This window comes from Pseudactinotalea sp. HY160 (assembly GCF_009372055.1).
GTDB lineage: Bacteria > Actinomycetota > Actinomycetes > Actinomycetales > Beutenbergiaceae > HY158.
In genome coordinates, this window is record NZ_WHMT01000002.1 from 154,632 (window position 1) to 168,980 (window position 14,349).

11 protein-coding genes are annotated in these 14,349 nt (G+C 72.9%); 7 read left to right on the forward strand and 4 right to left on the reverse strand.

Features of this window, described 5'->3' with window-relative positions; genetic code table 11:
- Window positions 1-48 precede the first annotated feature (48 nt).
- Complete coding sequence (gene pgm / locus GCG21_RS03370; protein ID WP_152817849.1) at window positions 49-1,716, forward strand: phosphoglucomutase (alpha-D-glucose-1,6-bisphosphate-dependent); 1,668 nt, start codon at window positions 49-51, stop codon at window positions 1,714-1,716.
- A gap of 58 nt (window positions 1,717-1,774) precedes the next feature.
- On the opposite strand, the gene GCG21_RS17185 is transcribed toward pgm, so the two are convergent.
- Window positions 1,775-3,430 (reverse strand): glycosyltransferase, encoded by a 1,656-nt coding sequence (locus tag GCG21_RS17185; RefSeq protein ID WP_152817850.1) that lies wholly within the window; start codon window positions 3,428-3,430, stop codon window positions 1,775-1,777.
- 88 nt (window positions 3,431-3,518) lie between these two features.
- On the opposite strand from GCG21_RS17185, the gene GCG21_RS03380 reads away from it, so the two are divergent.
- The 3 genes from GCG21_RS03380 (at window position 3,519) to GCG21_RS03390 (ending at window position 6,677) form a co-directional block, all read left to right on the forward strand.
- Window positions 3,519-4,829 carry an MFS transporter gene (locus tag GCG21_RS03380; RefSeq protein ID WP_370517242.1) on the forward strand — a complete coding sequence of 437 codons (1,311 nt, stop codon included), beginning with the start codon at window positions 3,519-3,521 and terminating at the stop codon, window positions 4,827-4,829.
- A gap of 69 nt (window positions 4,830-4,898) precedes the next feature.
- Window positions 4,899-6,452, forward strand: a complete 1,554-nt coding sequence (locus tag GCG21_RS03385; protein WP_152817851.1) for a patatin-like phospholipase family protein — start codon at window positions 4,899-4,901, stop codon at window positions 6,450-6,452.
- A gap of 9 nt (window positions 6,453-6,461) precedes the next feature.
- Window positions 6,462-6,677, forward strand: a complete 216-nt coding sequence (locus tag GCG21_RS03390; RefSeq protein WP_152817852.1) for an RNA-binding S4 domain-containing protein — start codon at window positions 6,462-6,464, stop codon at window positions 6,675-6,677.
- A gap of 97 nt (window positions 6,678-6,774) precedes the next feature.
- On the opposite strand, the gene GCG21_RS03395 is transcribed toward GCG21_RS03390, so the two are convergent.
- Together GCG21_RS03395 and GCG21_RS03400 are read right to left on the reverse strand one after the other, a co-directional pair.
- Window positions 6,775-8,469 carry a hypothetical protein gene (locus GCG21_RS03395; protein WP_152817853.1) on the reverse strand — a complete coding sequence of 565 codons (1,695 nt, stop codon included), beginning with the start codon at window positions 8,467-8,469 and terminating at the stop codon, window positions 6,775-6,777.
- 54 nt (window positions 8,470-8,523) lie between these two features.
- Window positions 8,524-10,443: an ABC transporter ATP-binding protein gene (locus tag GCG21_RS03400; RefSeq protein ID WP_152817854.1), complete on the reverse strand. Its 1,920-nt coding sequence runs from the start codon at window positions 10,441-10,443 to the stop codon at window positions 8,524-8,526.
- A gap of 109 nt (window positions 10,444-10,552) precedes the next feature.
- On the opposite strand from GCG21_RS03400, the gene GCG21_RS03405 reads away from it, so the two are divergent.
- A complete protein-coding gene (locus tag GCG21_RS03405; protein WP_227993085.1) occupies window positions 10,553-11,359 on the forward strand; it encodes a MarR family winged helix-turn-helix transcriptional regulator in 807 nt (268 codons plus the stop codon).
- 42 nt (window positions 11,360-11,401) lie between these two features.
- On the opposite strand, the gene GCG21_RS03410 is transcribed toward GCG21_RS03405, so the two are convergent.
- A complete protein-coding gene (locus GCG21_RS03410) occupies window positions 11,402-11,986 on the reverse strand; it encodes a biotin transporter BioY (RefSeq protein WP_152817855.1) in 585 nt (194 codons plus the stop codon).
- A 203-nt stretch (window positions 11,987-12,189) separates the two neighbouring features.
- Between GCG21_RS03410 and GCG21_RS03415 the strand changes: the two genes are divergently transcribed.
- Together GCG21_RS03415 and GCG21_RS03420 are read left to right on the forward strand one after the other, a co-directional pair.
- Window positions 12,190-13,221 (forward strand): ABC transporter substrate-binding protein, encoded by a 1,032-nt coding sequence (locus GCG21_RS03415; RefSeq protein ID WP_152817856.1) that lies wholly within the window; start codon window positions 12,190-12,192, stop codon window positions 13,219-13,221.
- A gap of 85 nt (window positions 13,222-13,306) precedes the next feature.
- A complete protein-coding gene (locus GCG21_RS03420; RefSeq protein ID WP_152817857.1) occupies window positions 13,307-14,347 on the forward strand; it encodes an ABC transporter permease in 1,041 nt (346 codons plus the stop codon).
- Window positions 14,348-14,349: the final 2 nt, after the last annotated feature.

Genomic DNA, 14,349 nt, shown 5'->3' on the forward strand with positions numbered 1-14,349 from the left:
CGACCGGATCCGCCCCACGACCGCGCCACAGGTGGCAGGATCGGGGGCATGCATGAGCGAGCCGGAAGCCCCGCGCGTCCCGAGGACCTGATCGATGCAGACGCCGTGATCGGCGCCTATTACGACCGCGCCCCGGACCTGGACGATCCGGGCCAGCGGGTCAGTTTCGGCACGTCCGGGCACCGCGGCTCCTCCCTCGACGGGGCCTTCAACGAGGCGCATATCCTCGCCACCACCGCCGCGATCGTGGAGTACCGGCGCACCCAGGGCATCGACGGCCCCCTCTACCTGGGCCGCGACACGCACGCGCTCTCCGGGCCGGCGACCACGACCGCGCTCGAGGTGCTCGTGGCCGCCGGGGTCGAGGTGTTCATCGACGCCCGCGACGGCTACACCCCCACCCCGGCCCTCTCCCACTCGATCCTGCGTCACAACGGCGCCGGCAGCGGCGCCGGGGTGCGCACGCAGGGGCCGGGGCGGGCGGACGGCATCGTGGTCACCCCCTCGCACAATCCGCCCCGCGACGGCGGATTCAAGTACAACCCGCCCGACGGCGGCCCCGCCGGTTCGGACGCCACGAGCTGGATCGCCGACCGCGCGAACGAGCTGCTGCGTGCCGGCGTCGCGAGCATCCCCCGGCACGCCGACCCCCGGGCCGAGGCGCACAAGCACGACTTCCTGCTCACCTACGTCGACGACCTGGGCCAGGTGCTCGACCTGGCCGCGATCCGCGAGGCGGGGGTGCGGATCGGTGCCGACCCGCTCGGCGGGGCGTCCGTGGCGTACTGGGCCGAGATTGCCGACCGGCACCGGCTCGACCTGACCGTGGTGAACGAGCGGGTCGACCCCACATGGTCGTTCATGACCCTCGACTGGGACGGCAAGATCCGGATGGACTGCTCGAGCCCGTACGCGATGGCCTCGCTCGTGCAGGCGATGCACTCCGCCGGGCCCGAGGCCGCCGCACCCTACGACATCGCCACCGGCAACGACGCGGATGCGGACCGGCACGGCATCGTGACCGCCGACGGTCTGATGAACCCGAACCACTACCTCGCGGTGGCGATCGACTACCTGTTCACCCACCGCCCCGGCTGGGGCGAGGGCTCCGCCGTGGGCAAGACCCTCGTGTCCTCGGCGCTCATCGACCGGGTCGCGGCCGCCCTGGGGCGCCGCCTCGTCGAGGTGCCCGTCGGCTTCAAGTGGTTCGTGCCGGGGCTCCTCACCGGCGAGATCGGCTTCGGCGGGGAGGAGTCGGCCGGCGCCTCGTTCCTGCGCACGGACGGCACCGTGTGGACCACCGACAAGGACGGCATCCTGCTCGCCCTGCTCGCGGCCGAGATCACCGCGGTCACCGGCCAGACGCCGTCGCGTCGGCACGCCGAGCTCACCGCCGCCCACGGCGAGAGCTGGTACGCCCGGATCGACGCCGCGGCCACCCGGGAGGAGAAGGCGGCCCTCGGCCGGCTCAGCCCCGAGGACGTGGCGGCGACCTCGCTGGCGGGGGACCCGATCACCGGCCGGCTCGTGCGCGCCCCCGGCAACGACGCCCCGATCGGCGGGCTCAAGGTGACGACCGACGCCGCCTGGTTCGCCGCCCGTCCCTCGGGCACCGAGGACGTGTACAAGATCTACGCCGAGTCCTTCACCTCCGCCGATCATCTGACCCAGGTGCAGGAGGCCGCCCGCTCGCTCGTGAGCGACTCCCTCTCCTGACGCCGCCCGCCTCGAGTGAACCGGCCGCGCCGCTCCGCTCGGGGCGCCGGGCCGGCGGTCAGGTGCGGTCGGTGGCGGCCCGGCGAGCGTGTGGACGACGTCGCGTGCGTCGCGCGGGCCGGTCGCCGTCGAGCACCACGCCGTCGAACGCCGCCGTGAGGGCGGCCGGGTCGTACTCGCGCCGCACCCATTCCCGGGCGAGGCGGGTCGCCTCGCTCCGAGCGGGGGTGGGCGCGGCGGTGAGGATGCGTTCGGCGGCGAGCTGCGGCGTCCCGACGACCCATTCGGCCGGGTAGACGGCCGCGGCCCCGCCCCAGGCGGCCAGGTCCGGCCAGTCGCGCACGACGGGCAGCGCGCCCGAGGCGACGCCCTGGATGAGGGAGTCGTGCTGGCCCTCGACCCGGCTCGAGGAGAGGATGACCCCGACCCGGGTGAGGGTGGCGGCGAGGTCGTCGGTGAAGCCGGTGACCTCGACGGCGTCCTTGAAGCCCAGGATGCGCCGGGTCAGCGCCTCGTAGTACGGGTCCGCCCCGGAATCGGCGGGGACGGTCTCGCCCACGAGCAGCAGCCGCCAGGTCGGGTCCTCCTCGCGCAGGAGCCGGAGCACCTCGAGCGCCCACGCCGGATCCTTGCTCACCTTGTTCCAGCCGACGAGTGCGATCGTTCGATCCGCCTCGGCGCGCTTGCCGCGGTCCCAGCGGGGCAGGTCCACGGCGTCCGGCACGACGTGCACGTCCGAGCCGAAGCCGGGGGCGGTGGCGGCCACGAGGTCGCGGATCGGGGTGGCCACGAACACCGAGCGGCCCAGGTGCTGCCAGGCGGTGAGCAGCGGCATCGGGGTCATCGCCTCGTATTTGCGCACGCGGGTGACGATGGGCAGGCGGGTGTCGAGCAGGCTGGCCCACACGAGGGCGCGGTGCCCCCACTCCACGAAGATCGTGTCGGCCCAGGCGAGGGAGTCCGCCAGGGCCGCGGGGACCGGGATGCGGGCGCCGGTGAGGCTGTGGTCGAGCCGGGCCGCCACGAGCGCCGCGAGGGTGAGGTCGGCCTCCTCGATCGCGCCCAGGTCGATGAGGCGCACCTCCCGCCCGGCCGCGCGATGGCGCTCCACCATGGGCCGGACCATCGAGGGCTGGTCCGCGACGAGCACGAGCAGCCGCTCGGTCGGCTCGGGTCGTTCCCGCGCGCCGGCGCGCTCCGTGGCGGGGCCGGGTGCGTCCGAGGTGAGGGTGGTGAGTGCGACGCTGTCGTGCAGGGGACGCAGGAACGCCTCGGTGTCCACGAGCAGCGGGGAGGGCTCGGTGAGCAGGTGCCGGGTCGGGTGGAAGGCGATGGCGAGGGCGCTGGTGAGGCGGCGGGCCGTCACGTCGACGTCACCGCCCGCGAGCGCCGCGTCGGCCGCCCCGAGCACGCGCCGCTGCACCGCCGGGAGATCGGCCGGCACGAGCCCGGCGTCGAGTTCGGCGAGCACGCGGCCGGCCTCGAGCTGGGTTCGGCTCGCCGAGTCCCCGGCCCGGGCCGCGGCGAGCCCGTAGATGCGGGCGGCGTCGCCGTGATAGCCGTGGTCGGCGTAGAGCTGGGCGAAGTGGCGGGAGGCCTCGACGCGGTCGGCCGCCCGGGCCGGTATCCACGTGTGGCCCTGCCATGCGAGCCGGCCCGCGCCGCGCACGGCGCGCAGCTTGAACGCACTGGCGATAAGATCTGCGATGCGCACCGCTCCTCCTCGTTCCGGGTCGGGTCGCCGCCGATGAGATGGGGTTCCCGCCGCCGGCCTGATCCATCATGACGTCGGGAGTGACATCGTGCTTCGACCGTACCGGACCATTCTGCGCCATCCGGGCGCCGCGGGCTTCTCGGCGGCCGGGGTGCTGGCGCGGCTGCCGATCTCGATGGTCACGATCGCGATCGTGCTGCTCATCTCCTCCGCCTACGATCGCTACGCGGTGGCCGGCGGGGTGGCCGCCGTGTACACGATCGCCCAGGCGCTGTGCGCCCCGCGGCTCGCGGTCCTCGTGGACCGGCACGGTCAGGCGCGCGTCATGCGGCCGGCGATCACGCTCGCGCTCCTCGGCCTCACGGCGCTGACCTACCTCGCGGCGATCCGCGCGCCCGCGGCGTGGCTCTTCGTGACGGCCGCCCTCGCCGGGGCGGCCGTGGGCTCGGTGCCCGCGCTCGTGCGGGCACGCTGGAACGCACTCGTGTCGGATCCGCGGGAACTGCACACCGCGTACTCGCTCGAGTCCGTGTTCGACGAGTTGACGTTCGCGCTCGGGCCGGTCGTGGCCACGTTCCTCGCGACCGAGGTCTCGCCCGTGTTCGGGCTGGTCACCGGGATCGTCGCCGCCGGGATCGGCAGCTACTGGTTCCTCGCCCAGCGCGGCACCGAGCCACCGGCCGGCGGCGGCGAATCGGGCGGATCGGGCAGAGCAGAAGCGGACCCCGCGGACACGGCAGAGCCGGCAGACACGGCGGACACAGCAGACACGGCAGGCACACGGGGCATGGCGGCTCCGGGGTCTGCGGGCCGGAGCGTCATCCGGTCGGCGCCGATCCTGCTCGTGAGCGTCGTGTTCGTCTTCCTCGGGGTGGTCTTCGGGGCCGCGGACGTCGCCACCGTGGGCTACACCGAGGAACTGGGGAGGAAGTCGTGGGCCGGGGTGGTCCTCGGGGCGCTGGCGGCGGGCTCGCTCGTCGCGGGACTGCTCTACGGCACGCACGCCTTCGTGACCCCGGTGTGGAAGCGCTTCGTGATCAGCCTCGGCGCGCTCGCGCTCGGCAGCGGACTGCTCATCGTGACCCATCACCTCGTGGCGGTGTTCGCGGTCATGCTCGTGACGGGGCTGGCGATCGCCCCCACGATCATCGCGGGCAATTCGCTCGTGCAGGAGCTCGTTCCGCGGGCGCGGTTGACCGAGGGCCTCACGTGGGTCTCGACCGCGATCGGCGTGGGGGTCGCGGCGGGGAGTTCGATGTCCGGGCTGATCGTCGACCGGGTCGGTGCCCACTCGGGCTACCTCGTGGTCGTGGCCGCGGCGGTCCTCGGCGCGCTCCTCGCCCTCGCCGGCGCGCCGACCCTCCGCCGGCACTACGAGGCCCGCCCGGCCGCGGACTGAGTTGGCGCGCCCGCCGGCGCAGCGGCCATCCCCTGGGCGACCGGGCCCCGGAGCGCCTATCCTCACACCATGAAGGTCCCGCGCTGGCTGTCGACCGTCCGGACCGCCTCAGCGGGAGCGGTCGAGGGAGCCCGATCGAACCTGCGGCACCGCCACGACCACCGGCGCGTCCTCGGTCTCGCGCTCTCGGGCGGCGGCGCGCGCGCCAGTTTTCAGCTCGGGGCCCTGCGCTACCTCTACGACGTCGAGGGCATCACCCCGGACGTCGTCTCGGGCACCTCGGCCGGCTCGATCCTCGCGGCGGCCCTGGCCCAGCATGGCACCCACGAGGGGCAGCGCCGGGCGCTGGCGGAGGTCGACCGGATCTGGTCGGGGATGACCTCCTCCTCCGACATCTTCACGGAACTGGCCTGGTACGCCCGGCTGCGTGCCCACCTGCCCACGTGGATGCGGGTGATCGCGCTGCGGCAGGCCAGGCCTGGACGGGCGAGCCTGACCCAGACGCTTTCCTCCGCCCTGAGCCACGCTTTCGGCCGCGGCCCCACCGACAACGACATCGCCGCCACTGCCGGCACCGCCCGCACGGCCGGTACGCCCGCGGCCGAGGTGGCCGTGAAGAACCACACGATCTCCCCGGTCGAGACGCTCACGGCGCTGTGGGAGGGCGCCCGGGCCACATCCGACCTGGAGATGATCATCCGCGGGGTGGGCCGGGAGCGCTCGGCCTTCCGGCCCGGACCGATCGTCGAGGCGTTGCTCGAGCCGCAGGTGTTCGACCCGGTACGGCTCGCGGCCTCCCGGGTCAAGCTGCGGATCACCGCGGTGAGCCTGGAGAGCGGCGAGCTGCACTACATCACGGGCCGAGGGGAGTTGCACGACCGCGACGACCGGCCGCTCGCCGGCCTCGGCCCGGTCGACATCGTCGACGCCCTGACGGCCTCCTGCGCGATCCCGGGGATCTTCCCTCCGATCAAGCTCGGCCGGGAGCACTACGTCGACGGCGGCATGCGTGAGAACCTGCCGGTCGCGATCGCCTACGAGATGGGCGCGGACGAGGTGATCGCGATCGTCTCCAGCCCGCCGGGGCCCGCACCCGAGGAGTCCTATGCGGAGCGGGACATCCTCTCGATCATCATGCGCACCGCCAGCGGGATCCTGCCCGATGAGCTCCAGCGGCTGCAGGTCGACGCCGCCCGCGCCCGCGGCGCGACCGTCATCGCCCCGCTCATCGAGGTGCACGACATGCTCACCGTCGATCCGGGCCTCATCCGCATTGCGACCGACTACGGGTACCTGCGCGCCCGGGACGTCATGACCGGGGCCGGTGCGCATCGACAGAGCACGACGCACGACGTGATCGAGTTGCGGCGCCAGCTGTGGGCGCTCGAGGATCGACTGTTCGCCCCACCCGAGGACGACGACGAGGTGGTCCTCGACCCGGAGGAACTGGACGACGACCTGCTCCGCATCGGCGAGCTCAAGCTGCACCTACGTACGCTCCTCGAGAGTGCCCCGGCCAGCGAGCTGCCGCACGACGCCGACCGCTGGTGGCGGGAATGGGAGCGTCACCCGTACCCGATCGAGCTCGCCCCGACGTGGCCGACCGGCTCGGCCACGACCTAGGCTGAGCCCATGCCCGAGATCACGATCCGCGATGAGTCCATCCGCCTGGGGCAACTCCTCAAGCTCGCCGGCGCCGCCCAGGACGGCGCGCACGCCCGCCATCTCGTCGAGTCCGGTCACGTGCTCGTCAACGGCGCGGTGGAGGTCCGCCGGGGAGCGCAGGTCCGCTCCGGCGCACGGGTGAGCGTCGAGGGCGAGACGTACTCGGTGCGCACCGAGGGCTGATCCGCAGCGCCATTCGACGCCCCGACCCACCGTCACACAGCGGGCAGGGCCCCGGCGGCGATCCATCGGGGCCCTGCCTGTTGCCGCCTACGCCGGGTCAGCGGCCCATCGAGCGCGCGCGTCGCACCCGCGCGAGGGTCATCGCCGCGGCCCCGCCGAGTAGGAGCGTGCCGGCCGCGATGAGCGCCGCGTCGGGCGAGGTGCCCGTGTCGGGCATCGGCGTTCCGGATGTCCCAGCCGTGCCGGAGGCGTGTGTGCCGGACGAGGTGCCGGAGGCGCCAGTCGACGTGCCCTCCGTGCCACCCGTGCCGGACCCGCCGCCCGTCGAGGTCGGCGATTCCGTCGGCGATTCGGACTGCGTGGGCGTCTCGGTCCCGGTCGGCGATTCCGTCGGCGACTCCGTCTCCGTGGGCGGCTCGGTCGGCGACTCGGTCTCCGTCGGCGTCTCGGTGGGCGACTCGGTCGGTTCGCCCGCGACGGTGATCGTGATCGGCGCGGTTCCGTCGGCCGCGATGACGGTCACGCCCTCGCCCGTGCCGCCGACGGAGTTCGTGTAGGTGCCCGCGACGGTCGGCAGGGTCACGCCGAAGTGCAGGGTGAGCGTGCCTGGCCCGGCCTCGGTGGCGGCCGGGACCGTGAACGTGCCGGTCCACGTGATCTCCTGTCCGGAGACCGCCGGATCCGTCGTCGTGGCACCGATGGTCGATCCCGGGTCGTAGGCGAAGCCGGCCGGCAGGGTGTCGGTGATGCTCGTGAGGGTCCGCTCGACGGCGCCCTCGTTGGACATGGTGATCGTGTAGCCGCTCGTCGCCTGGTCGGGCACGGTCACGGCGTCGTCGTCGGCCGTCTTCGCGAACCGGACCGGGGTGGCCCCGAGCGGGGAGAAGATCGTCAGGCTCGACAGGGTCGTCGCGGTCCCGGAGGCCGCGAGGTCGACGGGCCAGCTGATCGCGACCGCATTGTCGTGCTCTCCGGTGCACACGCACGTGTCGGGCAGGTTCGTCATGGCACCGACCGCGGCCCACATGTCGTCGTAGAACGCCTCGATGTGGTTGCTACCGGCGGTGAGCGGGTAGAACGCCTCGATCCGGTCGGGGCTGTTCGATCCGGCCCGCGCCTGGCACACCGGCACTCCGCCGGAGTCGATCCGGCCCCGGCCGTAGTCGCTGTCCTGGAGGTAGCAGTCCCCGGCCCGGTACACGATCGCGGAGTACGCGCGTCCGTTCGTGCTCGCGAGGGAGACGTCGGTGCGGTAGGTCTCCTCGCCCACGACGTAGCTGTCCGTCTGGGTCAGGCGGATCCCGGTGTCCCCCAGATCGACGACCGTGGTGACCGCATACGGGGAGGCCGCGCTCCCGGAGCCGGTCGGTCCGGACTGGCTCACGGGCGTGAACGCCACGTACCCCGCCACGCCCGTGGCCGACCCGCCCGCCGGGATACTCGCGGGCCCGTACAGGTGGCCGCCGACCGCGACGAGCGTGCCGCACGCGGTGGCCTCGTACCACTCCGGACGGGTGTCGGCCGCGTGGTTGACCGCGCAGTTGAGGTCGTCCGTGATTGTGATGGTCGTGAGGGGGCCGGCGCTCGTGATGTCCGACGAGGCGGCCGTCGCCGTCGATGCCCCGGCGAGCACGAACAGCATGGAGAGGAGAGAGAGCGTGGCCAGCACGCCCGTCGCGCGCGGCGGTCGGCGCCGCGACTGCGTGCCGAGTTCCGGGCCGACTGGGCCGAGCTGCGTGTCGATCATGCCGCGGCCGCGACCACTCGCGGGGTTCCTCCAGGTGAGCGCCATCGTCGGCCCCTTCCACCATCGCAAGGCTGATGAAGGCGCTCACGCTACCTTCGTCTATCCGGCTCGGCCAGAGGTTCCGGCGAGCACTGCCCGATCGGGCACGCGATCCGTGCCGGCGATCTCCGCCTCCGCCACGAGCCGGGCGTAGGCGCCGGCGGCGGCGAGGAGTTCGTCGTGGGTCCCCCGCTCGAGGATTCGACCGTGATCGAACACGAGGATCTGATCGGCCGCGCGGATCGTCGAGAGCCGGTGGGCGATGACGACCGTCGTGCGGCCGGCGCTCACGACGTCGAGCGCGCGTTGGACGGCCCGTTCGGTCACGGTGTCGAGGGCGCTCGTGGCCTCGTCGAGCACGAGCACGCGCGGGTCGCGCAGGATCGTACGGGCGAGGGCGATCCGCTGGCGCTCCCCGCCGGAGAAGCGGTAGCCCCGCGAGCCGACCACCGTGTCGTACCCCTCGGGCAGGGAGACGATGAGGTCGTGGATCTGGGCCGCCCGCGCGGCCGCCACGAGGTCCGCGTCGCTCGCGTCCGGCCGGGCGTAGCGGAGGTTCTCCGCGATCGAGGTGTGCAACAGGTAGGTGTCCTGGGAGACGACCCCGACGAGGCTCGCCACGTCGGCCAGGCGCAGGTCGCGCAGGTCGACCCCGTCGATGCTCACGGCTCCCCGGTCCGGGTCGTGCAGGCGCGACAGCAGCGCCGCGAGGGTCGACTTGCCCGACCCGGTGGCCCCGACGATCCCGACCGTGGCGCCCGCCGGCACGTCCATACCCACCTGATCCAGCGCGTCGGTGAGCGCACCCGGATAACGGAACCGGACGTCGTCCAAGCGCAGCCGGCCGCGGCCGGGCGGCACGGGCACGGGGTGGGCCGGGTCGGTCAGCTCGATCGGCAGGTCGAGGTACTCGAACACGCGCGAGAACAGCGCCATCGAGGTGGTGACCTGCACGCCGACGCCGAGCACGCCCATGAGCGGGCGGAACAGGCTCTGCTGCAGTCCGGCGAAGGCGACGAGCGTGCCGATCGTCATGCCGCCCGACGTCGCCGGCAGCCCGGCGATGAGGTAGATGAGCGCGGGGATCGCGCCGAAGATCATCGACAGGCTCGCCATCCGCCAGCGGCCGGCGACCTGGGACTGCACCTCGAGTTCGGTCAGGCCTTGGGACGTCGCAGCGAACCTCTCCGAGAGCTGCTCGCCCGAGGCGAGGGTCTTCGACAGCTGCACGCCGCCGGCGGAGAGGGACTCCTCGATCTGGGTCTGCAGGTCGGCGAGCGAGCGCTGGGCCGCGCCGGCGACGCGGCGGCGCATGCGGGCAACCCTGCGGGTGATGAGGATCGCGGGCGGGAGCACGACGAGGCTGAGCAGGGAGAGGCGCCACGAGAGCGCGGCCATGGCGATCGCCGTGCCGACCGCGGTGGTCACGTTCGAGGCGATCGAGGTGGCGGAGTTGGTCACCACCGACTGCATGCCGTTGATGTCGTTCGTCAGGCGGGACTGGACCTCGCCGCCGCGGGTGCGGGTGAAGAAGCCGAGCGGCATCCGCTGCAGGTGGGTGAACACGTCGGTGCGCAGGGCGTGCATGATCCGCTGGCCGATGTCGGTCGCGATCCAGGTCTGCAGGATCCCGAAGACGGCGGCGACGACCGTGACGCCGATCATCCCGGCGACGAGGCCGACGAGCAGGGGAACGTCCTGGCCGGGGATCGCCTCGTCGATGGCCCGCTTGATGAGGAACGGGGTGGCGAGGCCGACGAGCGAGGTGAGCGCGATGAGCACGGTGACGAGGGCGACGCGCCCGCGGTAGGGCCGGAAGAGTGCGGTGACGCGGCGCAGCGAGACCGGGTGCTCGGCGAGCTGCTCGCGGTCGGCCGCGCTCACCCGCGCGGCGCCGTGGGACCGGTGGCCGGGGCCGGCATCCGGCGGAGCCGCGGGCGCGTCGGGGCGACCGGCTCGTGGATCTGTGGTGCTGGGCATGCGCGTGCTCCCTTCCTGGAACATTGGTGAGGCTACCTCACTATGAGGCGACCAGGCAATGGGCTAGGGTGAGCGTGACACGCGCGACATCAGGCGGGAGGAGCCGGGCATGAGCGAGCCGAGCCGCACATCGGACGAGGCCGATCGGCCGGACGCACACAGCGAGGCCGGTCGGTCCGACGCACACAGCGAGGCCGGTCGGTCCGACACACACAGCGAGGCCGGTCGGTCCGACGCACACAGCGAGGCCGGTCGGTCCGACGCACGCAGCGAGGCCGGTCGGTCCGACACACACAGCGAGGCCGGTCGGTCCGACGCACGCAGCGAGGCCGGCGGGCCCGATCACGCCGGTGAGGCGCGCTCCGACCTGGCCGGGCTCGTCATGGCGACCGCCCGCCGGCTCCGGCGGGCGCGGATGGCCGCGCTCAAGCCGTACGGGCTCACGCCACACCAGGCGGGGGCGTTTCTCATGATCGCCCGCCACGGCGGCGGGCCCGGACATCATGGCGGCGAGCCTGGGCATCAGGGCGGCGGGCCCGGGCATCAGGGGCGCGGCTATGGGCTCGGCCGGGCACGCGGGGACGGCGCGGGCCCCGGCGGCGACTGTCGCGAGCACGGGCGCGGCACGGGTGAGTTGCGGCTCTCGGACCTGGCGGCCCGGTTGCGGATCGCCGCCCGCTCCGTCACGGAGGTCGTCGACGCGCTGTGCGAGAAGGGGCTCGTGCAGCGCCGCCCCTCACCGACCGACCGGCGGGCGACCGCGGTCGAACTCACCGAGGCGGGCGCGCGGCTGCACGAGGATCTGGCCGCGCGCCGCCCGAACGCCGCGGACCTGTTCGCCCCGCTGACCGAGCGCGAACGGGAGCAGTTGCACGCACTGCTGAGCAAGCTCCACGCCGACGACGAGGAGTGCTGAGGGCGGGGCCGGGTGGGCCCGGCCGGGGCTCGAGTCGGCGGGCTACCCCTCGCCGCGGACCCGCTGCGCGATCTTCCACGCCCCGGGCAGCACGATCGCGGCGGCGGCCATCTTCACGGCGTCGCCGATGAGGAAGGGGGTGACTCCGAGGGCGAGCCCGGTGCCGAGGTCGACCCCGAGGAACGCCATGAGCCACGGGAGACCGAGCGCGTACACGGCCAGGGAGGCGAGCGCCGTCAGCAGGATCGTGCGCCCGACGCTGCGGTCGGCGCGGCGCCGCGCGAGCATTCCGGCGAGCACGACGGCGGGGATGTAACCGAGGATGTAGCCGAACGAGGCGAACGCCCAGCCGGAGGCCTGATCGGCGAACAGCGGGGCGCCCGCGAGGCCGGCCACGAGGTAGAGCAGCACGCTGCTCGCCCCGAGCGCCGGACCCATCGCCGCGCCGATGAGCACCACGGCGCCGGTGGCCAGCGAGACCGGCACGGGCGTGAACGGAAGCGGAACGGCGACCTGGCCCGCGATCGTCAGCAGGATCGTGCCGGTCAGCACGAGCGCGACCGCGCGGACCCTGCGGCCGGGGATGTATTCGGCCAGGACGGGGGCGCTCAACGTCGGTGTGGTCATCGTGATCCTCGTTTCCATCGGTGCCTTAGGTATACAGCGTGGCACGGACATCCCGCGACCACCCACGACATCCCGCGGCCGCCCGCGACCACAAGGTGAGATCACGCGGGTGGAACCGAGGAAGAACGCGGGAAGTGCGGCCGGGCAATTAAGATGTCCGGAGCCTTCCGAATACCCTCGGATGACGATCGAAGGATTGAAGCATGACGAACGTACTTCCCCGCCGCCGAGCACTGGCGCTCACGGGTGTCCTCGGAGCCGCCGCCCTGGCGCTCGCCGCCTGCGGTTCCTCCGGCGAGGCCGCCGGCACGCCCGACGGCGACGCCGCCGGCGGGGACGGACTCACACCGATCACCGTGGGCATCAGCCAGTTCGTGCAGCACCCCGCCCTGGACGCGGCCACCACCGGCTTCAAGCAGGCGTTCCTCGACGCCGGCTACGTCGAGGGTGAGACCGTCACCTTCGACGAACAGAACGCCGCGGGCGATGTGGCGAACACCACGACGATCGCCTCGACCTTCGCCGGAGACGACCTCGACCTCGTGCTCGCCGTCGCGACCCCGTCGGCCCAGGCCGCCGCGCAGGCGCTCACGGACGTGCCCGTGCTCTTCACGGCCGTGACCGACCCGGTCGCCGCCGGCCTCGTCGCCTCGAACGAGGCACCGGGCGCGAACGTGACCGGCACCTCCGACCTCAACCCGGTCGCCGACCAGCTCGCACTCCTCAAGGAGATCCTGCCGGATGCCACCAAGGTCGGCATCGTCTACTCCTCCGGCGAGGTGAACTCCGAGGTCCAGGTGGAGCTCGCGAAGGAGGCCGCCGGCGGCCTCGGCCTGGAGATCGTCGAGGCCACGATCACGAACGCCTCCGAGATTCAGCAGAGCGCCGAGTCCCTCGGCGACGTCGACGCGATCTACGTGCCCACCGACAACGCCGTGGTCTCGGGCATCGCCGCGCTCGTGCAGCTGGCCGAGTCCAAGGGCATCGCGCTCATCGGCGCCGAGGCCGGAACGGTCGAGGGCGGGGCCATCGCCACCGTCGGCATCGACTACGAGGCGCTCGGTCTGCAGACCGGTGAGATGGGCGTGGCGATCGTCGACGGCGCCGACCCCGCCACGATGCCGGTCGAGACCCTCAAGACGCTCCAGCTCGTGATCAACCCGGCCGCGGCGGAGCGGATGGGCGTCACCCTGCCCGATTCCGTGGTCGACCGGGCCGATAAGGTCATCGAGTAATCGTCCCGGGCGGCCGCGACCTGTTCGCGGCCGCCCGCACCGACCGGCACAGCCACCGGCCGGGCCCCCACCCGAAGGATCGGTCATGATCGGAGCACTCGAGCTCGGTTTCATCTACGGCGTCATGGCACTGGGCGTGTACCTGACGTTCCGAGTTCTCAACTTCCCCGACCTGACCGTCGACGGAAGCTTCACCACCGGCGCCGCCACGGCGGCCGCTCTGATCACGTCGGGGCAGAGCCCGGTGCTCGCCACCCTCGCGGGCGGCGGCGCGGGCCTGCTCGCGGGCGCGTTCACCGGGGTGCTGCACACGAAGGGCAAGATCGACGGCCTGCTCGCCGGGATCCTCACGATGATCGCCCTGTGGTCGATCAACCTGCGGATCATGGACAAGGCCAACCTGCCGCTGTTGCGCGAGCAGACCCTCATCTCCCCGCTGCGCGACGGCGGTTACCTGGGCCACGGCGTCGTGGGCATCGCCATCTTCGCCGGCGTGGGCATCGTGCTCGCCGTCATCGTCACGTGGTTCCTCCGCACGGACCTCGGGCTCGCCATCCAGGCGACCGGCAACAACGGGCAGATGATCCGCTCGTTCGGCGTCAACACCGACCGCACCTCGATCCTCACCCTCGCGCTGTCGAACATGCTCGTGGCGCTCTGCGGGGCGATCGTGGCGCAGTACCAGGGCTACGCCGACATCTCGATGGGGATCGGGCTCATCCTCATCGGCCTCGCCTCGGTCATCCTCGGCCAGGCCGTGTTCGGGCAGCGGACCATCCTCATCGCCGCGCTCGCCGTCGTGGCCGGCGCCGCGCTCTACCGGATCATCATCTTCCTCGCGCTCGAGGTCGGGCTCAATCCGAACGACATGAAACTGGTGACGGCGCTGCTCGTCATCGCGGCGCTGCTGCTGCCCCGCTGGGGCTTCCTCAAGCGTCTTCCTGCGCTGCGGAGCCGGGGTGGGCGGGTCGTCTTCGCCGGACCCGGGTCGCCGGCGCCGGACGGCCCGGGCACCGATGCGGTGACGGGCCCGAAGACCGGTTCGGCGACCGGTTCCGGGACCGGTTCGGCGACCGATTCGGACGCGCGCACGTCGCACGTCGCCGCCACGGACTCGAAGCACTGAGG

What these genes read in the sequence shown, in the direction of transcription:
- GCG21_RS03385 (WP_152817851.1), top strand. Translation starts at nt 4,899, where the DNA reads ATGAAGGTCCCGCGCTGGCTGTCGACCGTCCGGACCGCCTCAGCGGGA.
- GCG21_RS03400 (WP_152817854.1), bottom strand. Translation starts at nt 10,443, where the DNA reads ATGCCCAGCACCACAGATCCACGAGCCGGTCGCCCCGACGCGCCCGCG.
- GCG21_RS03390 (WP_152817852.1), top strand. Translation starts at nt 6,462, where the DNA reads ATGCCCGAGATCACGATCCGCGATGAGTCCATCCGCCTGGGGCAACTC.
- GCG21_RS03420 (WP_152817857.1), top strand. Translation starts at nt 13,307, where the DNA reads ATGATCGGAGCACTCGAGCTCGGTTTCATCTACGGCGTCATGGCACTG.
- pgm (WP_152817849.1), top strand. Translation starts at nt 49, where the DNA reads ATGCATGAGCGAGCCGGAAGCCCCGCGCGTCCCGAGGACCTGATCGAT.
- GCG21_RS03415 (WP_152817856.1), top strand. Translation starts at nt 12,190, where the DNA reads ATGACGAACGTACTTCCCCGCCGCCGAGCACTGGCGCTCACGGGTGTC.
- GCG21_RS03405 (WP_227993085.1), top strand. Translation starts at nt 10,553, where the DNA reads ATGAGCGAGCCGAGCCGCACATCGGACGAGGCCGATCGGCCGGACGCA.
- GCG21_RS03410 (WP_152817855.1), bottom strand. Translation starts at nt 11,986, where the DNA reads ATGACCACACCGACGTTGAGCGCCCCCGTCCTGGCCGAATACATCCCC.
- GCG21_RS03395 (WP_152817853.1), bottom strand. Translation starts at nt 8,469, where the DNA reads ATGGCGCTCACCTGGAGGAACCCCGCGAGTGGTCGCGGCCGCGGCATG.